Source organism: Leifsonia sp. NPDC056824, from assembly GCF_042789575.1.
Lineage (GTDB): Bacteria > Actinomycetota > Actinomycetes > Actinomycetales > Microbacteriaceae > Leifsonia.
In genome coordinates this window covers 248447-270918 of record NZ_JBHUAV010000001.1, presented here as the reverse complement: position 1 = coordinate 270918, position 22472 = coordinate 248447, and the positions used below count along the sequence as shown (strand labels likewise).

The following is a 22472-nucleotide window of genomic DNA, read 5'->3' as shown; positions in this document are numbered from 1 at the left end:
TTGACGCATCCTTTGGCGACCTCTCAGCACGCCTCATCGGGTCGGAGCCGACCCCGCACCCAAAACACGAAGACAAGAAACGCACGAAGAGAAAACGGAACTCATGTCTATCGCTGAAACCCATCAGCACCCTCCGCAAAAAGAACAGAAGAAGCGCTCGGGAACCGTGCGCACGCTGCTGCGCATCCTGCCGTTCGCCAAATCCGCGGCGCCCCGCATCCTGCTCGGCATGGTCGCCGCGCTCCTCGCGAGCCTGGTCGCGCTGAGCATCCCGCAGGTGCTCCGCTGGCTGGTCGACGGCCCGCTCGCCACGGGCGACCCGTCGGCCGTGTGGCCGGCGGCGCTGCTCGTCGTCGGACTGGGCGCGGCGGAAGCCGTGTTCATCTCGCTGCGACGCTGGTTCGTGCTCACCCCGGGCACCCACGTCGAGGCACGGATGCGCAACGCCCTCTACGAGAAGCTGCAGGACCTGCCCGTGTCGTTCCACGACAAGTGGCCGAGCGGTCAGCTGCTGTCGCGCGCCGTCAGCGACCTCAGCCTGATCCGGCGCTGGCTGTCGTTCGGCATCGTGCTGCTCGTCGTCAACGTCGTCACGATCATCGTCGGCTTCGCCATCCTGATCGGCTGGAACTGGATCCTCGGCCTGATCTTCCTGGTGCTGTCCGTGCCACTGTGGATCTACGGCTTCGTCTTCGAGAAGAAGTACTCCATCGTCGCGCGCCGCAGCCAGGACCAGGCCGGCGACCTGGCGACCGCCGTCGAGGAGTCGGTGCACGGCATCCGCGTCCTCAAGGCGTTCGGCCGCGGTAAGCACGCGCTGAAGAAGTTCGAGTCGCAGGCGGAGGCGCTGCGCGGCACGGAGATCGAGAAGGCGAAGGCCATCGCGGGCATCTGGCTGTGGCTGCTGCTCATCCCGGACGTCGCGTTCGGCATCTGCCTGGTGGTCGGCGTCTGGCTGGCCGCGCAGGGCGAGCTCACGGTCGGCGAGCTGGTCGCGTTCTTCGCGACGGCGACCGTGCTGCGGTTCCCGATCGAGTCGATCGGCTTCCTGCTCTCGATGACGTTCGACACGCGCACCGCGGCCGACCGCTTCTTCGAGGTCATGGACGAGGTCAACACGATCACCGACCCGGCCGAGCCGAAGCGCATCGCCGAGCCCCGCGGGGAGCTCGTCTTCGACGACGTGCACTTCCGCTACCAGGACTCGCCGGAGCGCTACCCCGACCTCCTGAACGGCATCCAGCTCACGGTCCGGCCGGGGGAGACGATGGCCCTGGTCGGCCTGACCGGCAGTGGCAAGTCGACGCTGACCGCGCTCACCACCCGTCTGTACGACGTGACGGGCGGAGCGGTGAGGGTGGACGGCGTGGACGTGCGCGACCTCACCCGCTACGACCTGCGCAAGGCGATCGCCATGGCGTTCGAGGACGCGACCCTGTTCTCGGCCTCCGTGCGCGACAACGTGCTGCTCGGCCGCGACGGGCTCGACCCGGCCTCGGCCGACGCGGAGCGCATCCTGACCGAGGCGCTCGAGATCGCGCAGGCCGGCTTCGTCTACGAGCTCCCGGAGGGCGTGGAGACGAAGGTCGGCGAGGAGGGCCTCAGCCTGTCCGGCGGCCAGCGTCAGCGTCTCGCGCTCGCGCGGGCCGTGGCCGCGGCGCCCAGCATCCTGGTGCTGGACGACCCGCTGTCCGCGCTCGACGTCGACACCGAGGCCCTGGTGGAGGCCGCCCTCCGCCGGGTGCTCGCCGCCACGACCGCGCTGGTCGTCGCGCACCGTCCGTCGACCGTCATGCTGGCCGACCGGGTGGCGCTGCTGGAGGACGGCCGGATCACGGCCGTCGGCACCCACCACGACCTGCTCGTGAGCAACGAGCACTACCGTTTCGTCCTTTCCTCCCTCGAAGAGGACCGCGACGAGGAGATCCTTCAGGAGGTGAACCTGTGAGCACCGCGACCGTCCTGGGCGTCGAAGGCGAAGAGCGCAACGACCTCAACAAGGAGGAGAGCCGGCAGATCCGCCGGCGCTCGCTCCGCCTGCTCGGCTCGCTGCTGCACCCGCTGCGCATGCGGCTGGTGCTGACGGCGATCGTCGTCGTGATCAGCACCGCCGGGCAGGTGGCAGGACCGGCGATCATCGGGTTCGGCATCGACAACGGCATCACGGCGCTGAAGAGCCAGAACTGGCTCCCGGTCGCCGCCGCCGGCATCGCATACCTGATCACCGGCGTCATCGGCGCCGTGCTGATCGCGTGGTACACCGTGCTGAGCGCGCGGATCAGCCAGGCGATCCTGATCGACCTGCGCAAGCGGGTGTTCCTGCACACCCAGAGGCTCTCGCTGGAGTTCCACGAGTCGTACACGTCCGGCCGCATCATCTCGCGGCAGACCAGCGACCTGGACTCCATCCGCGAGCTGCTGGACTCGGGCATCAACCAGCTCGTGCAGGGCTTCCTGTACATGCTGTTCATCGCCATCGCGCTGTTCTGGCTCGACTGGGTGAGCGGCGTGGTGCTGCTGTGCTCGCTGGTGCCGCTGTACTTCCTGACCCGCTGGTTCCAGAAGCGCTCGCAGGTGCTGTTCCGCATCTCGCGGGTGGCGTCGGCGAAGCTGATCGTGCACTTCGTGGAGTCCATGACCGGCATCCGCGCGGTCAAGGCGTTCCGCAAGGAGAAGCGCAACGAGAAGGAGTTCGGCGGCCTGGTCGAGGACTACCGCGACGTGAACGCGCGCGTCATCCAGCTGTTCGGGATCTTCGACCCAGGGCTCGTGATGATCGGCAACGTCACGGTCGGCGCCGTGCTGCTCGTCGGCGGCTTCCGGGTCGCGGACGGTCAGCTCGCGATCGGCGTGCTGCTGGCGACGCTGCTCTACACGCGCCGGTTCTTCGACCCGATGGAGGAGATGGCGATGTTCTACAACTCCTACCAGTCGGCCGCCGCGGCGCTCGAGAAGATCTCGGGCGTCCTGGAGGAGGCGCCGAGCGTTCCCGACCCGGTGCGCCCGACCGACCTGTGGACGGCGGAGGGCCATGTGCGCTTCGACGACGTGACGTTCGCGTACAAGCGGGATCGGGTCATCCTGCCGGAGTTCAGCCTGGACATCCCGGCCGGGCAGACGGTCGCGCTCGTGGGCTCCACCGGAGCGGGCAAGTCGACGCTGGCCAAGCTGATCTCGCGGTTCTACGACCCGAGCGAGGGCGAGGTCACGCTCGACGGCGTGGACCTGCGGGACATGCACCCGAAGGACCTGCGCCGCGCGATCGTCATGGTCACCCAGGAGGCGTACCTGTTCAGCGGCTCGGTCGCCGAGAACATCGCGCTCGGCAAGCCGGACGCGACGCGCGAGGAGATCGAGGACGCCGCGATCGCGGTCGGCGCCCATGAGTTCATCGCGGGCCTGCCGAACGGCTACGACACCGACGTGAACAAGCGCGGCGGCCGGGTGTCCGCGGGTCAGCGGCAGCTGATCTCGTTCGCCCGGGCGTTCCTGGCGAACCCGGCGGTGCTCATCCTGGACGAGGCGACCAGCTCGCTCGACATCCCGAGCGAGCGCCTGGTGCAGGAGGCGCTGCAGACGCTGCTCTCCGACCGCACTGCCGTCATCATCGCCCACCGCCTGTCGACGGTGGCGATCGCGGACCGGGTGCTCGTCATGGAGCACGGCCGCGTGGTGGAGGACGGCTCGCCGGACGAGCTCATCGCGGGCACGGGCCGGTTCGCCCAGCTCCACGCCGCCTGGCGGGACTCGCTGGTCTGAGTCACGGCACGACGGACAAGCCCCGGCCCCCTCGGTGAGGGGCCCGGGGCTTGTCGCCGTGGTCGGGACGGGCCAAGGGGTTGGATACGGGTTGGGTTGACGGCCCGTCGCGGCCAGGTCTGCGCGGATCAGCCGCGTGCTGCTCTTCGGACGATCCGGTGCTCGGAGCCGCCCCGCGCGCGCGGGAGGCGGAGCAGCGGGAAGCGGTGCGGCGAGGACCCGGTGTCGATCACCACGACCTCCGCCCCCACGTCGATCAGCTCGCCGGCGGTCGCGAGGTCGACGTCGCTGCGAGCCTGGTCCGTGACGACGGCCACGCACCCCGCCGTGACCGCGTGCCCGGCCGCGGCGGTCACCGTCACGCCGGAGGTCGCAGGGGCGACGATGCCGCGGATCGCGCGGGCCAGTTCCGCCCGCTCGGCGGGGCGGTCGCCGCTGCGGCCGGGGAAACCGCAGCCGAGGTCGAGGATGCGCGGCCGGACTCCGGTCGCCGCCTCGATGTCGGCCGCGACCCCGACCGATCGGACGATCTCGGCCACGTACTCGGCCGGGCTGCCGTCCTCCGGGAGGGTGAGGGAGAGGCCGCTGATCCGGACGCCGAGGCCGCGCGCCGCCACGGCTGTGGACACCGCCTCCTCCGCGGTCATCCCGCCGGCGGCGCGGTGCGCGGGCCGCGGCGCGAGGCCCGGACGCAGGCGGAGGAGGACGCGCAGGTCGCCTGGCGCCCCCGCGAAGCCCTCCACGGCGCGCGATCCGTCGACCACGAAGTGCCGGACGCCGGCGTCGTACGCCGCGCGCGACTCGTGCGGGTGGGCGACGGGCGTCGCGTGCAGGATGCGCCGGCCGCCGACGCCGGCGGCGAGCAGCGCGGGGAGCGCCTGGTCGTGGGTCACGGCGAAGCCGCCGTCGGCGCCCGCGAGCGCCGCGAGCAGCCGGGGGTGCGCGAGCGCGCTGACGTCGTACAGCACGTCGACCCACGGGAAGGCCTCCCGGAGCGCGGTGTACCGGCGACGGGCGCGGTCGAGGTCGAGCACGACCAGTGGGAGGCCGTCGAGGCCCGCCGCGACCGCCTCGGCTGCCGTTCGGGCGGCGCCGTTCGGGAAGGCGGTTCGGGTTGCGGCGGGCATCGCGTTCTCCTCGGGTTCCTCAGGGCTCGGCCGGCGGGTAACCGGTTTTGCTGAGCTTGACTCAAATGTTCCTGCCAGCGGCCCAGGCCCGCATCCGGGGGGTCACCCGTTTGCCGATGCGTGCTGGCACGGATGCGACGCGCGGCGGCGCCGGAGAGAATCGGGGCATGTGCCTCCGTGTTGTGATCGTCGACGACCACCCGCGGTTCCGGGCGCAGGCGGCCGAGCTCCTCACCCTGGAGCGCTTCCGGGTCGTCGGAGACGCCGAAACCGGTGCCAGCGGGGTCGCGCTCAGCCGTACCCTCGCCCCCGATGTGGTGCTGATGGACGTCGGCCTCCCCGACGCCAACGGCTTCGACCTGGTGACCGCGATGCACGAGACCGGGGCGGTCGTCGTGCTCACGTCGAGCCGGTCGCTGCGCGACTACGGGACGCGCGTGTCCGACAGCGGAGCGGACGGTTTCATCACCAAGGCGGAGCTGAGCGGTGAGGCGATTCGCAGCCTGCTAAGGTAAGCGCGTGGTCGGGGGAGACAACTCGGGTACCCGCCCGCTCCGGGTGGCAGTCGCCGATGACGCTGTGCTGCTCCGCGAGGGGATCGGGCAGATCCTGCGCGCGGCCGGCGTGGAGGTCGTGGCGTCGGTGGACACCGCCGAGCAAGCCCTCGCTGTGCTCGCGGACGACGACACCGTCGACGCCGTGGTGCTCGACATCAAGATGCCGCCGACGCACACCGACGAGGGCCTGCGCGCGCTCGAGACGCTGCGCGCGTCCGGCTCGCAGGTCGGCGTCCTCCTGCTCTCGATGTACACGACGGCCGGGTATGCGATCCGCGCCATGAGCGCGGGCAGCGGCACCGGCTATCTGCTGAAGGACCGCGTCGCCGACGCCGACGCGCTGGTCAACGCCGTGCGCACCGTCGCGGCCGGAGGGTCGGTCGTCGACCCCGAGGTCGTGCAGGTGCTCGTGTCCGCGCGCTCGACCGAGGCCGCGATCGAGTCGCTGTCCTCCCGGGAGGTCGACGTGCTCCGGCTGATGGCGGAGGGCCTCTCCAACGCCGGCATCGCCGCGGCGCTGCACCTCAGTCTCCGCACCGTCGAGTCGCACATCGGCCACATCATGGCCAAGCTCGACATCGAGGAGACCACCGAAGGCCATCGGCGCGTGCTCGCGGTGCTGCGCTTCCTCGGCCGGGACGCCTGAGGCGATCATGGGCGCCGGGCGCCTCTGGGTGCGGGCCGCCGCCGTCACGGTGACGATCGCCGTCAACGTGCTGGCCCAGGTGATCAGCGCGCTGACCGGCGACTACGGCCCGCGGCCGCAGGGCATCGGCTGGGCCGTCGTGTTCGTCGCGGTCGCGCTGGACTACGTCGTCTGCGCCGTCATCGCCTGGCGGGCGATCCGCAGCGCCGCGCCCGGCTGGCTGATGGTGGGCGCCGCGTTCTTCTGGGCGGCGGGCGCCTGGTACCCGCTCACGCGCGACATCGGCTGGCTGTGGCCGCTGGTGGAGGGCGTGACCGACCTGTGGGCGGTGCTGGTCGGCATCCTGGTGCTCACGTATCCGGGCGGCCACCTGGTGTCGCGCTTCGACCGCGTCGTGGCGTACACGCTGAGCGGCGCGTTCCTGGTGCGGTTCCTCGGCATCCTGCTGTTCTCCTCGCCGCCCCCGGGCGACTGCGGCTGTGTGGCGAACCCGTACGCCATCCTGCCGAGCCCGGACGCGGACTACTGGCTCGGGGTCGCGTGGCGCATCGTCGGCGTCGTGCTGCTGCTGACGGTCGCGGGGAGGCTGGCGGTGCGCTGGGTCACGAGCTCCCTGCCGGCCAGGCGGGTGTCGTTCGTGATGCCGCTCGCGCTGCTGCTGTGGTGCTACGGCACGGTGCAGGACTCGGTGAGCTTCGCCCTCGGCTGGGACAGCGGCTGGCTGCAGTTCGTCCCGCCGATCGCGATCGCGCTCATCCCGCCGTCCTTCGTCGGCGGCGTCTTCTACGCGCGTGGGCTGCGGTCGCGCGTGGCCGACCTCGTCATCGTCGCGCGCGACAAGGTGGACAGGGCGCTCTGGGAGTCCAGCCTCGCACGCACCCTGCACGACCATTCGCTCCGGGTGTTCTGGTGGGACGAGCACCGTCGTGCGTACCGCACGAGCGCCGGGGACGCGGTGCCGGACGGCGACAGGCCGGAGCGGCCCGGCCGGTCGACGATGGCGATCGACTCCGATCAGGGCCCGATCGCCCTGATCGAGCACGACGTCGCCCTCGGGCAGGACGACCGGCTGCTGGACGCCGTGTCGTCCGCGTTGCTGCTGTCCGTGGACAACGACCGGCTCCGCGGCCGGCTCGAGCAGACCATCCAGGAGCTGCGCGAGTCGCGCCTGCGCATCGTCGAGGAAGGGTATCTGGCCAGGCGGCGGCTGGAGCGCGACCTGCACGACGGCTCGCAGCAGCAGCTCGTGTCGCTGGCCATCGGCCTCCGCATCGCCGCGACGAAAGCCGGCGCGGCCGGCGAGACCGAGCTCGTCGGAGACCTGGAGAAGGCGTCGGCGCAGCTCGCCGACGCGCTCAGGGAGCTCCGCGAGCTCGCGCGCGGCATCCACCCGACCGTGCTGACCGACGGCGACCTGCGCTCGGCGCTGGAGGAGCTCGCACAGCGCAGCGTCGTCCCGGTGGAGGTGCGCGTCGAGCCGGCCGAGCGCCTGCCGGAGGTGGTCGAGGAGACGATCTACTACTGCGTCTCGGAGTGCCTGGCGAACGCCGCCAAGCACGCCGGCGCCCGCACCTGCTCGGTGCTCGTCGCCCGTGACGGCGACGCCGTGACCGTGACCGTGAAGGACGACGGGCGCGGGGGAGCGCGCGTCGAGCCGGGCGGCGGCCTGGAGGGGCTGCGCGACCGGGTGGAGACCGTCGGCGGGCACGTCGAGGTGCGGTCGGTCGCCGGCCTCGGGACGATCGTGGAGCTCGTGCTCCCTGCTCAGGTGGCCGAGGGCAGCAGGCCCTGACCTGTACCTGTCAGGGCGCCGGCCGTCGGCGGGCGGTCACTTGTGGGTGCTGGCGGAGGCGGGCCGGACCGCGTACACCTGCGTCGCGATGGTGAAGGCGCTCCAGCCTCCCGGGCAGGAGTACGACGCGCTCGCGGGGATGCCGTTGATGGGCCACCAGCTGTCCTGGATGGTCGGCTTGGGCGGAGCGACGTTCGTGAGCTTGCAGACGTCCTTCTTGAGCAGCGTCGGCGAGATGTAGGTCATGATCGACTCGCCGCTCTGCGTGTCGTAGTCGACTCGGATCAGGGTCGCGTCGTTCGGGACGAACGACGGCGAGCCGATGCGCGACGTGTCCGCGGCGTTGAAATCCTTGGCCGTGTCGTAGATCGAGGGATCGACGTGCGGGGTGAACGCCGCCACGACCGAGCAGCCCGAGAGGGCGGCGACGAGGGGGACGGCAGCGACGGCGAGGCCGAGTCGACGGATACGGGGCACGGACGCTCCTGGACGGGTTCACATGGACAGACCCGTCCAGTCAACACCATGAAGCTGAGCGCTTCCATCGATCGGGAGGATGATCTCAGCGCGTGTCGTGCCGTGCGGTCCTCAGATCCACCCGGTAGGGCGACCTCCCGCCGCCCAGCAGCGGCGTCCCCTCGGCGCGGTAGTGCTCCAGCGCGATGTGCTCGTGGTTCGCCGGGGGATGCCCGCTCGCGCGCACCACACGCCACCACGGAACGTCGCCGCTGGAGTAGGCCATGACCTGGCCGACCATGCGCGCGGCGCGCGACCCGAGCGACGCGGCGACGTCCCCGTAGGTCATGACCCGGCCGGGCGGGATGCTGTCCACGACCGCGAGCACGCGCGAGGCGAAGTCGTCGCCGGACAGGTCGCCGGCCGCCGGCTCAGAGGTCGAGGGCACCGATGGTCTCGCCGTACTGCGTCTCTCCGACCGGCGCGAAGCCGGTGCGCAGGAAGAACTGCTCGGGGCCGAGCTCGCCGGACTCCCAGATCACGTAGAGCCGGGCGACCCCACGGTCGCGCGCCTCGGCGGCGAGGGCCTTGACCGCGAAGGTGCCGATGCCGCGGCCCTGGTCGTCGGCGTCGACGTTGATGCGCCAGAGGATCGCCTTGAACTCGTCGTGCTCCGCGTAGGGGTTGAAGTCGCCCATGATGAAGCCCACGACGTCCTCGCCGTCGAGCACGACGCGCTGCCAGGACGTGGACGGGTCGGCGACGGCGGCCGCGGCCGAGTACGACACGGGAGCGATGAACTGCTCCTGGCCGGGCTTCAGCGAAAGCGCGTTCGCCGCCACGACGGTCTTCGCGCTCAACTCTTCAAGTCTCAACTCAGCCATAACGAAAGGGTAACGTGCGCGGCGACCCGCGCATAGTCGGCGGGGTGCGGGCGCCGGCCCTCCGGACGCGGCGACGAAACCGGAATCCGACCCGATTGCGCCGCGGGAGGACGGGTGTACTGTGCGTTCTGCTGAGGATCGGACATTTATGCCGAAACGTAACCATTAATGCAATCGCATTAAAAACCTGGCACTCGCAATGGGGGTAGACCGGATGCGTTAATCGGGCCAAACTCCAGAACGTGAGCAAAGCTCGAATTCAAGGCTTGGATGCCGTGCGAGGAATCGCGATCCTTCTCGTCATGCTGCGGCACTCCTGGGGGGACGCCTTCGGCGGAGCAGGAATCGTCGGAGTCGTCACATTCTTCACCCTCTCCGGCTACCTCATCACCGGACTGCTCGCCAACGACATGCGCACCTACGGACGCATCAGATACGGGCGCTTCTACCGGAACCGCGCCATTCGCCTCCTCCCGGCACTCGCGTTCATGCTCCTCGGATTCGCCCTCATCGAAGGCCTCCTCCACATCGGCTCCGGACAAGTGCCCCGCAGTATCGCCGTCGCACTCTCCTACACCGCCGATGTGCCGGGCATCAACCACGGGTCGACCGACCTCTCCCACCTGTGGACCCTCGCCAACGAGGAACAGTTCTATCTGATCTGGCCGATCCTCATCCTGGTGGCGGTCCGGTACCGGAAGACCTGGCTCACCCTCGCGCTCACCGCCGCCGGCATCCTCGCCATCCTCACGCTGACGGTGACGCATGTGGAGCCGTTGGTGAAGATCTACACCTGGCCCTCCACCTGGACCATCAGCATGGTCATCGGCGCCGCCGGACAGCTCGGGTCCGCGTACATCGCACGCGTCATCAGTCGCCGATCCGCGACTGTTCTCGGCCTGGCCGGGCTCGCGGGCCTGGTCGGGCTGTCGTTCCTCCCCGACGCGAAGGGCAACCCGTGGGTGTACGAATTCGGCGGCATCACGATCGCCCTGTTCGCACTGGCTCTGATCTGGTGGGCGAAGGACCTCCCCGTCGTCCCCGACTGGGTGCGACCGATCGTCGCGTTGGGCGTCATCTCCTACGCCGCCTACTTGTGGAACTACCCGATCACCTGGTGGCTCCAGGACGCCGGCGTCACCGACTGGCAGATCCCGGCGATCATCCTCACCATCGGCGCGGCGACCCTCTCCTGGTTCGCCGTCGAACGCCCCTTCAACCGGGTCAAGGCACGACTCGGCGCCCCCACGGGCACCACCGAACCGGTCGCCGAGAGCAGCGTCCCCACACGAGGCTGACCGGAGGCTGGCAAAACTGTCTCGATGTCAAGATAGTTGCCCACCTCAGGTAAGCTGTCTCCGGCTGAAAAACGGCACAGACCTCAGGAGAACCAGTGGACAAGATCAAGGTTGATGGAACGGTCGTCGAGCTCGACGGCGACGAGATGACGCGCATCATCTGGAAGGCGATCAAGGACTCGCTCATCCACCCGTACCTCGATGTGAACCTCGAGTACTACGACCTCGGCATCCAGAAGCGCGACGAGACCGACGACCAGATCACGATCGACGCGGCGCATGCCATCCAGAAGCACGGCGTCGGCGTCAAGTGCGCCACCATCACCCCCGACGAGGCCCGTGTCGAGGAGTTCGGCCTCAAGAAGATGTGGCGGAGCCCGAACGGCACCATCCGCAACATCCTCGGCGGCGTCGTGTTCCGCGAGCCGATCATCATCTCCAACATCCCGCGGCTGGTCCCGGGCTGGAACAAGCCGATCGTCATCGGCCGTCACGCCTTCGGCGACCAGTACCGCGCCACCGACTTCACTTTCGACGGTCCCGGCACGCTGACCATGAGCTTCCAGCCCGCCGACGGCGGCGAGGCGAAGTCGTTCGAGATCTACCAGGCTCCTGGCTCCGGCGTCGCGATGGGCATGTACAACCAGGACGACTCCATCCGCGACTTCGCGCGCGCGTCGTTCAACTACGGCCTCGACCGGCAGTACCCGGTCTACCTGTCGACCAAGAACACCATCCTCAAGGCCTACGACGGCCGGTTCAAGGACCTCTTCCAGGAGGTCTTCGACACCGAGTACAAGGAGAAGTTCGACGCGGCCGGCCTCACCTACGAGCACCGCCTGATCGACGACATGGTCGCCTCCAGCCTCAAGTGGGAGGGCGGCTACGTCTGGGCCTGCAAGAACTACGACGGCGACGTGCAGTCCGACACCGTCGCGCAGGGCTTCGGCTCGCTGGGCCTGATGACCTCCGTGCTCACCACGCCGGACGGCTCGGTCGTCGAGGCGGAGGCCGCGCACGGCACGGTGACCCGCCACTACCGCCAGTACCAGCAGGGCAAGCCGACCTCCACCAACCCGATCGCCTCGATCTTCGCCTGGACGCGCGGCCTCGCGCACCGCGGCAAGCTCGACGGCAACCAGGACCTGATCGACTTCACCCACGCCCTCGAGGACGTCGTGGTGAAGACGGTCGAGGAGGGCAAGATGACCAAGGACCTCGCCCTCCTGGTCGGCCCGGAGCAGAAGTTCCTGACCACCGAGGAGTTCCTCGACGCGATCAGCGAGAACCTGAAGACGCGGATGGCGTAAGCGCGCAGCGTTGACGACGGGCCCGGCGGAGTGATCCGCCGGGCCTTCGGCATTCGAGCGGCTGTGCGGTTTATCGAACATGCCGGAAAGTGCGATAAATCACACAAGGGGGATTGTGTGATAGAACTCGCTTCCGCTAATGTGTGATCTATTCAACAGGGGGAGGCGTGAGATGGCTGAGCAGTCTCGGGGTGTGCCCTTCCACTCGGTCCGGCAGCTGGGCGGCGCGCTGCGGCACGCCCGCCTCGAGGCGCAGCTCTCGCAGGCCGACCTCGCGCGGTTGGCGCGCGTCGACCGGAGTTGGCTCGTCCTTCTGGAGAACGGACGGACAGCCAATCCGACCCTCGGCAAGGTGCTTCGGGTCGTGGATGCTTTGCAGCTCGAACTCCTCGTCGCGCCGCCTCGCGCCGACGCACGTCCCGATCTCGGCGCGATCCTGAGGCCCGGCTGATGGCACGCAGGCTGATCGCGTATGTCGATGGTGTGCGGACCGGGGTCTTCCAGCAGAGCGACGCCGGGGCGATCACCTACACGTACGATTCCGACATCGACGTCGAGGCGACGCCGCTGTCGGTCTCGATGCCGCTCATTCCCGGGGCGACGTACAAGAACGCGGTCGCCCGGCCGTTTCTGCAAGGGCTCCTGCCCGACAACGATGCGACGCTCGGCGCTCTCGCAGCCACCTTCCACACCAGTGCGAAGAATCCGATGGCGCTGTTGGAGCATGTCGGCCGCGACACAGCGGGAGCGCTCCAGCTCCTGCCTCCCGACCGTGAGTCGGACGACGCCGCGAAGCGAACCGGCGATGTGCGGTACGTCGAGGATTTCGACGACCTGATCGCCGACATCGTGAAGGACGCCGCGGTGTGGCAGCGGGAGCGCGACCAGATCAGATGGAGCCTCGCGGGGGCGCAGCCGAAGGTCGCCCTGCATCGGACCTCCGACGGTCGGTGGGCGGTGCCACTGGACTCCACTCCCACGACGCACATCCTCAAACCGGCGGCAGCCGGGACCCGGCACGACCTCAACGAGTTCGTGACCATGAGAGCCGCGCGGCATCTCGGCCTCCTCGTGGCTCACCACGAGATCCTGACGACCGCGAAGGGCGACCACGTCTTCGTCAGCCGTCGCTACGACAGAACCGAGCTCGACGGTCGGCTCCACCGGCTGCATCAGGAGGATTTCGCGCAAGCGCTCTCGGTGGACCCGGCACGCAAGTACCAGCAGGACGGTGGCCCGGGGGTTGCGGATTTCGCGCGCGTGCTGGCCGCGATGCCTCCCACCGCCGCGTTCGAAGCGCGTCGCTCGCTCTTCGATGCGCTCGTCTACACCGTCTCGGCGGTGAACACGGATGCTCATGCCAAGGACTACTCGGTCATTCACTTCGGCGCTCAGATGGCGCTCGCGCCGCTCTACGATCTGGGAAGCAACGTGCTCTATCGAGGCGAGTATCCGGTCGAGAGCGCCGTCTCCATCGGCGGCGAGCGGGTCATGGACCGAATCGGCGAGAAGCAGTTCCTCGCTGCGGCCAAGACGCTCCAGGTCGACGCCGACTATGCGATCGAATCGGTGCAGCGCATCCGGGGCGGCGTCGCGGAGGCGTTCCTCGCCGCGCGCTCCGAGGTGCAAGCGGATGCCGGCGGTCTCGTCTCCGTCTCGGACATCGTCGATGGGATCGCCGCGCGGGCGAGGTCCAAGGGCTGGAGTGAGAGCGCGGCTACCGCGCGGTCCAGCCGCCGTCGATCGCGAGCGTCTGCCCGGTGATGAGCGACGCCGCCGGCGACGCCAGGAACGCCACCGCGCCCGACACCTCCCGCGGCACCCCGATCCGGTGCAGCGCCGCAATGCGCTCGATCGTGTCGGCGCGGAATGCGTCGTGGGAGAGCGCGTCCGCCGTGCCGTCCGTCTCGATGAAGGTCGGTGCCACGGCGTTCACGCGGATGCCGTAGCCGCCCCACTCGACCGCGAGGCAGCGGGTGAGGTGCACCACCGCGGCCTTGGCCGTGCAGTAGGACGACTCCAGGGGGAGGGCGACCAGCCCGGCCTGGGACGCCACGTTGACGATCGCGCCGCCGCCGTTCGCCCGCATGCTCGTCGCGACGTGCTGCGCGAGGAAGAACGTGGACCGGGTGTTGAGCTGCCAGACGCGCTCGAAGTCGTCCTCGGTGACGTCGATCGCGGGCGCGTTGATCCCGCCGCCCGCGTTGTTCACGAGGATGTCGATCGGGCCGAGTTCGGCGGTGGCCTCGTCGATGGCGGCGCGGCAGGCCGCCAGGTCGAGGACGTCCATCCGGATGGCCCGCGCGGTCACCCCGAAGGCGCCGAGTTCCGCCACCAGCTCCGCCGAGCCGTCGGGGTCGCGCACGCCGAGGACGACGTCGGCGCCCTGGCCGGCGAGCTCGAGGGCGATCTCCCGGCCGAGGCCGCGGCTGGCGGCGGTCACCAGGGCGCGGGAGCCGGTCAGGGCGAAGGGAGTGCGGGCGGGAGCGGGGGATGGGGTGTTCACGCTCGGAGTGTAACGACTTCATGACGGAGCTTGCATTTCTTTTGTTCGTAAGCTTTACTAACAAACATGACCACGACGGATGTGCTCGGCAGCGCGGGAGGCCTCGGCCCCGGCAGAGCGCTCCGTCCGCGCTCCAAGGTCCTCCCGGAGCACGCCCGCAGCCACAACCGCTCGCTCGTCCTCCAGACGCTCTACCGCTCGGGACAGCGCAGCCGGGCGGACCTCGCCAGGGACACCGGCCTGACCCGCGTCACGGTCTCCGACCTCGTCGCCGAGCTGCTGGCCGAAGGCCTCGTGGTGGAGCTCGGGCAGCGGGAGTCCGCCCGCCCGGGCAAGCCCGCGGTCCTCCTCGACATCAACCGGACGGCTCACCAGATCGTCGGCGTCGACCTCAGTGACCACGACCGCTTCCGCGGCGCGGTCATGGACCTGGACGGCGAACTGTTCGCCGAGGCGGAGGTGCCGCTCGAGGACGGTGACGGGGAGCCCGCCACCGGCGAGGCGGCTGTCGCCAAGGTCCGCGCGCTCGTGCTGCAGCTCGTCGGCGCCGCCACCGCCCCGATCCTCGGGATCGGCGTCGGCTCGCCCGGTGTCGTCGACCTGTCCGGCACCATCCTCACCGCACCCAACCTCGGCTGGACCGACGTGCGGCTGCAGGACGACCTCCACGCGCTGACCGGCCTCCCCGTCGTCGTCGCGAACGACGCCAACGCGGCCGTGCTCGCCGAGCACAGCTACGGCGGCGCGACCGGCGACATGATGCTCATCCGCATCGGCCACGGCATCGGCGCCGGCCTCATCATCGCCGGCACGCTGGTCTACGGCAGCCACTTCGCCGCGGGCGAGATCGGCCAGGTCATGGTCGGCACCGACCTCGGACTGGACGCGACCTACACCCGGGAGCAGGTGCTCGAGCACTGGCTCAGCGTGCCGCAGCTGCGGCGCGGCATCCGGGAGGCCGAGGCCGCCGGCCGCGACGCCACCCCCGTCCTCCGCGAGGCGGGCCAGCGGCTCGGCATCTCCCTGGCGCCGGTCGTCGGCGTCCTCAACCTGTCGGAGCTCGTGCTGAGCGGCCCGACCGATCTGCTCGATGGCCCCCTCGCCGAGGCGACCATCCACACGCTCCGGAACCGGACGATGGCGGAGAACCACGCCGACCTCGCGGTCCGGATGACCACGCAGGGGCAGGACATCGTCCTGCGCGGCGCGGCCGTACTCGTCCTCTCCGGACAACTCGGGGTCTCGTAACACAGCACCGTGCACTCCACGACCCCTGCACCGACGGTGTGATGCGACCGCACACACTGACCCACTCAAGAAAGCCCGAACGAATGAAGGGAACAGCAATGAAGAGAAAGCTCGTCGGCCTCGCCGCTGTGGCTACGGCTTCCGCTCTCGTGCTCGCCGGATGCGCCTCTGGCGGAGCCCAGGCTCCGAGCACCGATGGGAAGGGCAAGACGGTCACCCTGTGGCTCGTCGGATCCGACACCCCGGACGCGCTGCGCAACTACCTGAAGACCGAGTTCAACAAGGAGACCGGGGCGACGCTCAAGATCGAGCAGCAGGACTGGGGAGACATCGTCACCAAGCTCACCACCTCGCTGCCCGACGCGAACAACACGCCGGACGTGACGGAGATGGGCAACACCCAGTCCCCGACCTTCACCAACGTCGGCGCCTTCCTCGACGTCTCCGACATGTACCAGGAGCTCGGCGGGAGCAAGCTGCTGCCGTCCTTCGTCGAAGCCGGCAAGGTCGACGGCAAGAACTACACGCTGCCGTACTACTTCGGCTCGCGCTACATGTTCTACCGCAAGGACGTCTACAACGCGGCCGGCGCCTCGGTGCCGACCACGCTCGACCAGTTCAACAGCAGCGTCGCCGACATCACGGCGAAGAACCCGAAGGGGATCGCCAACTTCTCCGGCTTCTTCCTCGGGGGTCAGGACTGGCGCGACGGCATCTCCTGGATCTTCGCCAACGGCGGTGACATCGCCAAGAAGGAAGGCTCCAAGTGGGTCGCCACGCTCGACTCGGCGAACTCGCTGAAGGGCCTCCAGCAGCTGCAGGACATCTACAAGAACGCGTCCAAGGCGCCGAACGACGCCAAGGACTCGAACCAGTACATCTACCTGAACGACACCGACCAGACGGTGGACGCCAACGGCAACAAGACCGGTGACACCTCGCTGGCCGCCGCCACCATCATGGCTCCGGGCTGGGCGCACTGGTCGATCGGCGACCTGTCCACCAAGGACGGCAAGGCGGTCCGCACCTGGAACGACAACACCTTCGGCACGTACGTGCTGCCGGGCAACAACGGCAAGCCGGCTCCGGTCTTCGCCGGCGGCTCCAACATCGGCATCTCGGCCAAGTCCAAGAACCCGGGCCTGTCCAAGACGCTGCTGAAGATCATCTTCAGCAAGCAGTACCAGGAGATGCTCGGCAAGAACGGCCTGGGCCCGGCGAACTCGGACTACATGTCCTCGCTCGGCGACGACCAGTTCGCGAAGGCGCTCATCGCGTCGGCCTCCAACTCGAAGCTGACCCCGGCCGCGCCGGGCTGGGCTTCGGTCGAGGCGGCCAACGTGATGGAGGAGTTCTTCTCCAAGATCCGCGACTCGTCCGACCTGAAAGGCCTCGCCCAGCAGTACGACACCAAGATCAACGCCCTCCTCAACGTGAAGAACGGCTGATCGGCTCCACCTAGCAACACCTGGCATGACCCGCAAGGCGAGGGCGCGGAAGCAGCACCACCCTTCCGCGCCCTCGTCCCTGCCCCCAGACTTTCCACAGACCCGCTTTTCCCACCACGACCCGGAAGGAGGACCGCCGTGACGACGACCCGCGAAACCGTGACCTCCGCGCCGACCGCGAGCGCACCCGCTCCGTCCGCGCCGCGCAAGCGCCGAGGCCGGCTCACGCCCTACGCCCTGCTGCTGCCGGCCATCCTCATCCTGCTGCTCGCGCTCGGCTACCCGATCGTCTGGCAGCTCATCACCTCGATGCAGCATTTCGGCCTCGCCCAGCAGTTCGGGCAGCCCGCGCCGTTCGTCTGGTTCGACAACTACATCACGCTGTTCTCCGACCCCTACATGTGGACCGTGGTCGGCCGCTCCATCGTCTTCTGCCTGACCACCGCTGCCGTGACCGTCGTCATCGGCGTCGGTCTCGCCCTGCTGATGTCGGGCATCTCGCGCTTCCCGCGGATCTTCCTCCAGATCACACTCCTGCTCGCCTGGGCCATGCCGGTCGTCGCCGCCATGACCGTCTGGAACTGGCTGTTCGACTGGCGCCGCGGCGTGATCAACAATGTCCTCACCTCGTGGGGCCTGGACTTCCAGAACCACAACTGGCTGCAGAACCCGCTCTCGTTCTTCTTCGTCGCCGGCATCATCGTCACCTGGATGAGCGTCCCGTTCGTGGCGTTCTCGGTCTACGCCGGGCTGACCCAGGTCTCCACCGAGGTGCTGGAGGCCGCGCAGATGGACGGCGCGAAGGGCCTCCAGCGACTGCGGTACATCATCCTTCCGCTGATCCGCCCGGTGCTCGGGATCGTCCTGCTGCTCCAGATCATCTGGGACCTGCGGGTGTTCACCCAGATCAAGCTGCTGCAGGACAAGGGCTCCATCGCGAGCGAGACCAACCTGCTCGGCACCTACATCTACCAGCTCGGCGTCGGATCGAGCGACTTCGCGATGGCCAGCGCCGTCTCGGTGTTCGTCCTCATCCTGACCATCGCCCTGAGCTGGTTCTACGTCCGCCACCTGCTCAAGGAGGACCAGTCATGACCACCGTCGCCGACCGCAAGCTGAAGCAGAAGGTCCGCCCCGGTCGCATCCTCCTCGGCGCGCTCGCTGTGGTGCTCGGGCTGATCTGGGTGTTCCCGGTCTACTGGATGATCAACTCGTCGCTGCTGCCGAACGTCGTGCTGCAGAGCTCCACCCCGACCTGGCTGCCGTTCGGCGGCTCGTTCGACAACTTCTCGGCCGTCGTCAACGGCGGGACGTTCTTCCCCGCGCTCGGGATGAGCGTGGTCATCGCTCTCGTCACGGTCGTGTTCTGCCTGGCCTTCGCGTTCCTCGCGGCGCTCGCGATCAGCCGGTTCAAGTTCCGCGGGCGCACGTCGTTCGTGCTCGCCGTGCTGCTCATCCAGATGCTGCCCGCCGAGGGCCTGTTCATCGCGCAGTACAAGCTGATGGGCTCGCTCGGCCTCCTGAACACCGTCGTCGGCGTCAGCATCATCTACATCGCGGCTGTGGTGCCGTTCACGATCTGGATGCTGCGCGGATTCGTCGCCGGCATCCCGGCCGACCTGGAGGAGGCCGCGATGGTGGACGGGCTGAGCCGCACCCAGGCCTTCCTGCGCATCACCTTCCCGCTGCTCGCACCGGGTCTCGTCGCCTCGGGCGTCTACGCCTTCCTGCAGGCCTGGAACGAGTTCACGGTCGCGCTGGTCATCCTGCAGGACAACAGCAGCCAGACGCTGCCGCTGTGGCTGCGCGGCTTCATCCAGCAGTCCGCGTCGCGGGCGACCGACTGGGGTCAGGTGATGGCCGCTTCCACGCTCGTGGCGGTGCCGGTCATCATCTTCTTCCTCATCGTCCAGGGCCGCATGACCAGCGGGCTGGTCAGTGGGGCGGTCAAGGGGTGAGCGGGATGTCGGTCACCCAGCCGTCCCCGACCGACACCGCCCTCCGTCGCAGCATCGCGGCGACCCTCCTCCCCGGATTCGTGGGGACCACGCTGCCGGCGTGGCTGGAGGAGCGCCTGCGGAACGGCCTCGGCGGGGTGTGCGTGTTCGGCCAGAACGTGGAGTCCGTCGCGCAGCTGCGCGAGCTGACGGACGCGATCTACGCCGCCAACCCGGACGCCATCGTCGCGATCGACGAGGAGGGCGGCGACGTCACCCGGCTGTACTACGAAACGGGCTCGCCGTTCCCCGGCAACGCCGTCCTCGGCCGGCTCGGCGACGACGCGTACACCGAGGCCATCGCGCGCCGGGTGGGGGAGGAGCTGCACGCCGCCGGCGTGAACCTCGACTTCGCGCCGGACGTCGACATCAACTCCAACGCGGACAACCCGGTGATCGGGGTGCGCAGCTTCGGCTCACTGCCCGCGGTGGTCGCCGAGCAGGGCGCCGCGTGGACGCGCGGCCTCCAGTCCGCCGGCGTCGCGGTGTGCGCCAAGCACTTCCCCGGGCACGGCGATACGGCTGCCGACTCGCACCTCGAGCTGCCGGTCGTCGAGCTGACGCTGGAGGAGCTGCGCGAGCGCGAGCTGGAGCCGTTCCGCGCCGTCATCGACGCGGGCGCGCGCACGGTGATGACCTCCCACATCCTGCTGCCGCGGATCGACCCCGACCTGCCCGCGACGTTCAGCCGCACCATCGTGGAGGGCCTCCTCCGCGGCGAGCTGGGCTTCGGCGGCGTCGTCGTCACCGACGCGCTCGACATGCACGGCGCGAGCGGGGAGCGCGGCATCCCGGAGGCCGCGGTGCTGGCGCTCGCGGCGGGCTGCGACCTGCTCTGCATCGGGACCGAGAACACCGACGCGCAGCTCGCGGAGATCGAGGACGCGATCGTCGCGGCGGTCGTCGAGGGACGCATCGCCGTGACCCGCATCGAGGAGGCCGCCGGGCGGGTGCTCGCGCTCGCCGCGGCGGTGCGGGCGGACGGCGCTGCGCACGAGGCCGCATCGCGCGGAGCCGGGGTCATCGATCCCGCCGACGTGCGTCGCGCGGTGGAGGCGTTCGACATCTCCGAGCACGCGTCGTCGTGGCTGCGGTCGCACCAGGGCCGGTACTCCGTCGTCCGGGTCGACACGGTCGCGAACATCGCGATCGGCGAGGCGCCGTGGGGTCCGTTCGCGGAGGTCGCGGCCGAGGCGGACGCGACGTCGGCCTTCGCGGCCAACCCGCTGGTGGTGTTCACCGAGGGCGACCATCCCAACCTCGTGCTCGCCGCGCAGTCCCCCGTGCTCGTGGTCGGCAAGGACAACCACCGGCACGCGTTCGCCCGCGCGGCGATCGACCGGCTGCGCGCCGAGCGGGACGTGCTCGTCGTGGACATGGGCTGGCCGAGCGACGACCGTCGTTACGCGGACATCGCGACCTTCGGCGCCTCACGACTCGTCGGGCGCGCGCTGATCGAGCTGCTCGACGGCGAACCGGGGCGCACCCCGTGAGGCTCGGCATCGACATCGGCGGCACCAAGACCGACGCCGTCGCCGTCGACGAGCTGGGCGGCCTCGCGCAGCGGGTCCGGCTGGTGACCGGGTTCGGTCACGCGGCGGTCGTGGAGACCGCCGTCACCGCGGTCGCCCGGATCGGCGAGCTCACCGGGCTGCCGGCCGGCGGGTTCACTTCCATCGGCATCGGCATCCCCGGGATGGTGGACAGGGCTTCGGGGCACGTCACCCACGCGGTCAACCTGGGTGTCGAGCGGCTCGCGCTCGGCGGCGAGCTGGCCGGGCGGCTGGGCGTGGGCGTGCGCGTCGAGAACGACGTGAAGGCGGCAGCGCTCGGCGCCTTCCACCTGCTCGGCCTCGGCGGCTCGATGGCGTACCTCAACCTCGGCACGGGGATGGCCGCCGGCATCGTCGTGGACGGCCGGCTCTGGCGCGGCGCGTCCGGTGTCGCGGGCGAGATCGGGCACCTCCCCGTCGACCCGGCCGGCGCGCTCTGCGGCTGCGGTCAGCGCGGCTGTCTGGAGACCGTCGCAAGCGGCTCCGGCATCGCCCGGCAGTGGCGCACGGACGACCCGCTCCCGGCACGCGCGCTGTTCGCGGCGGCGGCGGACGGCGACCGGGAGGCGAGGGCGATCGCCGCTAGGCTTGCGGAGGGCATCGCCGCAGCGGTGCGGGTCCTCGTGCTGACCGTCGACGTCGACACCGTGGTGATCGGCGGCGGCCTCAGTCATCTCGGGGACCGGCTGCTCTGCGACGTCCACGAGGTGCTCGACGGATGGGCGGAGACGTCCCCGTTCCTCGCGTCGCTCGCGCTGTCCCGGCGGGTGCGCCTCGTCCCGGAAGGAACACCCGTTGCCGCGCTGGGTGCGGCGCTCGTTGGAGGAGCAGATGGCTGAAGTCGTGGTGGTGGCGGACAAGGACGCGGCGGGCGAGCTCGCGGCGGAGTCGATCCAGGCCCTGATCGCCGCCAAGCCCGACGCGGTGCTGGGGCTCGCGACCGGGTCCACCCCGCTGCCGGTGTACCGGGCGCTGGCCCGCCGGGTCGCGGAGGCCGGAACCGATGTCTCGCACGTCCGCGGCTACGCGCTGGACGAGTACGTCGGCCTGCCCGCCGGCCACCCGGAGTCGTACCGGTCGGTCATCACCCGCGAGGTCGTGGAGCCGCTCGGCCTCACCCCGTCGCTCATCCATGTGCCGAACGGCGACCTCGCGACGATCGAGCACGCCGGAGCCGACTACGAGAAGGCGATCGCGGAGTCCGGCGGTGTGGACGTGCAGCTGCTCGGCATCGGCACGGACGGTCACATCGGCTTCAACGAGCCGGGGTCGTCGTTCGCGTCGGTCACGCGCGTGAAGACGCTGACCGAGCAGACCCGGCGCGACAACGCCCGGTTCTTCGCGAGCGAGGACGACGTGCCCATGCACTGCATCACCCAGGGGCTGTCGACCATCCTGCGGGCGCGGCACCTGCTGCTGCTGGCCTTCGGCGAGGGCAAGGCGGAGGCGCTGGCCGGTGCGGTGGAGGGCCCGGTGTCGGCCTCCAACCCGGGCTCGGCCATCCAGCTGCACCCGCACGTCACCGTGCTCGTCGACGAGGCCGCCGCCTCCCGGCTGCGCAACATCGACTACTACCGCTACGCCTACAACCACAAGCCCGCCTGGCAGCACCTGTAACCCCGCCCCCGCGCGCCCCTCGTAGGTAACGGAGGACATCCCGCCCCCACACCCCCGCATCTCCTCCGTTCGCTGCTTTTCGGGACCCCCGCGGCCCGGATCTCCTCCGTTCGCAACGGTGTCGATAACGGAGGAGATCGGCGCTGGCCAGTGCTGGAATGGCGGCTAACGGAGGAGATCCGACCCACGACACCCCGAATCTCCTCCGTTCGCTGCTTTTCGGCGGGCCCGCGATGCGGAACTCCTCCGTTCGCAACAGGTGCCGGTAACGGAG

The 22472-nt window shown here is 69.7% G+C and carries 21 protein-coding genes; 16 read left to right on the top strand and 5 right to left on the bottom strand.

All coding sequences use genetic code 11. The features are described from left to right. The first annotated feature begins 103 nt into the window (after positions 1–103). Positions 104–1948: an ABC transporter ATP-binding protein gene (locus ACFRFH_RS01400; RefSeq protein WP_382461243.1), complete on the top strand. Its 1845-nt coding sequence runs from the start codon at positions 104–106 to the stop codon at positions 1946–1948. Next, positions 1945–3759, top strand: coding sequence for an ABC transporter ATP-binding protein (locus tag ACFRFH_RS01395; protein WP_382461242.1), 1815 nt, complete (start codon positions 1945–1947; stop codon positions 3757–3759). The genes ACFRFH_RS01400 and ACFRFH_RS01395 overlap by 4 nt, the downstream gene beginning before the upstream one ends. 128 nt (positions 3760–3887) lie before the next feature. On the opposite strand, the gene ACFRFH_RS01390 is transcribed toward ACFRFH_RS01395, so the two are convergent. Further along, entirely contained in the window at positions 3888–4886 is a 999-nt protein-coding gene (locus ACFRFH_RS01390; RefSeq protein ID WP_382461241.1) for a hypothetical protein, read from the bottom strand. A 167-nt stretch (positions 4887–5053) separates the two neighbouring features. Between ACFRFH_RS01390 and ACFRFH_RS01385 the strand changes: the two genes are divergently transcribed. From ACFRFH_RS01385 to ACFRFH_RS01375, 3 genes are read left to right on the top strand one after another with little or no spacing between them, the layout of a single operon-like run. After that, positions 5054–5401 carry a response regulator transcription factor gene (locus ACFRFH_RS01385; protein ID WP_382461240.1) on the top strand — a complete coding sequence of 116 codons (348 nt, stop codon included), beginning with the start codon at positions 5054–5056 and terminating at the stop codon, positions 5399–5401. A gap of 4 nt (positions 5402–5405) precedes the next feature. Next, positions 5406–6089, top strand: a complete 684-nt coding sequence (locus ACFRFH_RS01380; protein ID WP_382461239.1) for a response regulator — start codon at positions 5406–5408, stop codon at positions 6087–6089. Between the two features lie 7 nt (positions 6090–6096). Further along, a complete protein-coding gene (locus ACFRFH_RS01375; protein ID WP_382461238.1) occupies positions 6097–7881 on the top strand; it encodes a sensor histidine kinase in 1785 nt (594 codons plus the stop codon). Positions 7882–7917: 36 nt separating this feature from the next. On the opposite strand, the gene ACFRFH_RS01370 is transcribed toward ACFRFH_RS01375, so the two are convergent. The 3 genes from ACFRFH_RS01370 to ACFRFH_RS01360 form a co-directional block, all read right to left on the bottom strand. Then, entirely contained in the window at positions 7918–8358 is a 441-nt protein-coding gene (locus ACFRFH_RS01370) for a hypothetical protein (RefSeq protein WP_382461237.1), read from the bottom strand. 85 nt (positions 8359–8443) lie between these two features. Then, positions 8444–8785 (bottom strand): MGMT family protein, encoded by a 342-nt coding sequence (locus tag ACFRFH_RS01365; protein WP_382461236.1) that lies wholly within the window; start codon positions 8783–8785, stop codon positions 8444–8446. Further along, complete coding sequence (locus ACFRFH_RS01360; RefSeq protein ID WP_382461235.1) at positions 8769–9221, bottom strand: GNAT family N-acetyltransferase; 453 nt, start codon at positions 9219–9221, stop codon at positions 8769–8771. The genes ACFRFH_RS01365 and ACFRFH_RS01360 overlap by 17 nt, the downstream gene beginning before the upstream one ends. A gap of 242 nt (positions 9222–9463) precedes the next feature. On the opposite strand from ACFRFH_RS01360, the gene ACFRFH_RS01355 reads away from it, so the two are divergent. The 4 genes from ACFRFH_RS01355 (at position 9464) to ACFRFH_RS01340 (ending at position 13593) form a co-directional block, all read left to right on the top strand. Further along, a complete protein-coding gene (locus ACFRFH_RS01355) occupies positions 9464–10519 on the top strand; it encodes an acyltransferase family protein (RefSeq protein ID WP_382461234.1) in 1056 nt (351 codons plus the stop codon). 95 nt (positions 10520–10614) lie between these two features. Continuing rightward, positions 10615–11829 (top strand): NADP-dependent isocitrate dehydrogenase, encoded by a 1215-nt coding sequence (locus ACFRFH_RS01350; RefSeq protein ID WP_382461233.1) that lies wholly within the window; start codon positions 10615–10617, stop codon positions 11827–11829. A gap of 172 nt (positions 11830–12001) precedes the next feature. Beyond that, positions 12002–12280 (top strand): helix-turn-helix domain-containing protein, encoded by a 279-nt coding sequence (locus ACFRFH_RS01345; protein ID WP_382461232.1) that lies wholly within the window; start codon positions 12002–12004, stop codon positions 12278–12280. Continuing rightward, positions 12280–13593 (top strand): HipA domain-containing protein, encoded by a 1314-nt coding sequence (locus tag ACFRFH_RS01340; RefSeq protein WP_382461231.1) that lies wholly within the window; start codon positions 12280–12282, stop codon positions 13591–13593. The genes ACFRFH_RS01345 and ACFRFH_RS01340 overlap by 1 nt, the downstream gene beginning before the upstream one ends. On the opposite strand, the gene ACFRFH_RS01335 is transcribed toward ACFRFH_RS01340, so the two are convergent. Then, entirely contained in the window at positions 13547–14335 is a 789-nt protein-coding gene (locus ACFRFH_RS01335; protein WP_382461230.1) for an SDR family NAD(P)-dependent oxidoreductase, read from the bottom strand. The genes ACFRFH_RS01340 and ACFRFH_RS01335 overlap by 47 nt on opposite strands. Before the next feature lie 66 nt (positions 14336–14401). Here ACFRFH_RS01335 and ACFRFH_RS01330 point away from each other — a divergent pair, with 66 nt between their 5' ends. The 7 genes from ACFRFH_RS01330 to ACFRFH_RS01300 all read left to right on the top strand — a co-directional run bounded on the left by ACFRFH_RS01330 (position 14402) and on the right by ACFRFH_RS01300 (position 22198). Further along, positions 14402–15583 carry an ROK family protein gene (locus tag ACFRFH_RS01330; RefSeq protein ID WP_382461229.1) on the top strand — a complete coding sequence of 394 codons (1182 nt, stop codon included), beginning with the start codon at positions 14402–14404 and terminating at the stop codon, positions 15581–15583. 98 nt (positions 15584–15681) lie between these two features. Continuing rightward, positions 15682–17031 (top strand): extracellular solute-binding protein, encoded by a 1350-nt coding sequence (locus ACFRFH_RS01325; RefSeq protein ID WP_382461228.1) that lies wholly within the window; start codon positions 15682–15684, stop codon positions 17029–17031. A 138-nt stretch (positions 17032–17169) separates the two neighbouring features. After that, on the top strand, positions 17170–18126 hold the full coding sequence (locus ACFRFH_RS01320; RefSeq protein ID WP_382461227.1) for a carbohydrate ABC transporter permease: 957 nt from the start codon (positions 17170–17172) through the stop codon (positions 18124–18126). Further along, on the top strand, positions 18123–18989 hold the full coding sequence (locus tag ACFRFH_RS01315) for a carbohydrate ABC transporter permease (protein ID WP_382461226.1): 867 nt from the start codon (positions 18123–18125) through the stop codon (positions 18987–18989). Before ACFRFH_RS01320 ends, ACFRFH_RS01315 begins: the two co-directional genes overlap by 4 nt. 5 nt (positions 18990–18994) lie before the next feature. Next, positions 18995–20521: a beta-N-acetylhexosaminidase gene (gene nagZ, locus ACFRFH_RS01310; RefSeq protein WP_382461225.1), complete on the top strand. Its 1527-nt coding sequence runs from the start codon at positions 18995–18997 to the stop codon at positions 20519–20521. Next, a complete protein-coding gene (locus ACFRFH_RS01305) occupies positions 20518–21420 on the top strand; it encodes an ROK family protein (protein WP_382461224.1) in 903 nt (300 codons plus the stop codon). Before nagZ ends, ACFRFH_RS01305 begins: the two co-directional genes overlap by 4 nt. Further along, positions 21413–22198, top strand: coding sequence for a glucosamine-6-phosphate deaminase (locus tag ACFRFH_RS01300; protein ID WP_382461223.1), 786 nt, complete (start codon positions 21413–21415; stop codon positions 22196–22198). The genes ACFRFH_RS01305 and ACFRFH_RS01300 overlap by 8 nt, the downstream gene beginning before the upstream one ends. The last annotated feature ends 274 nt before the right edge of the window (positions 22199–22472 follow it).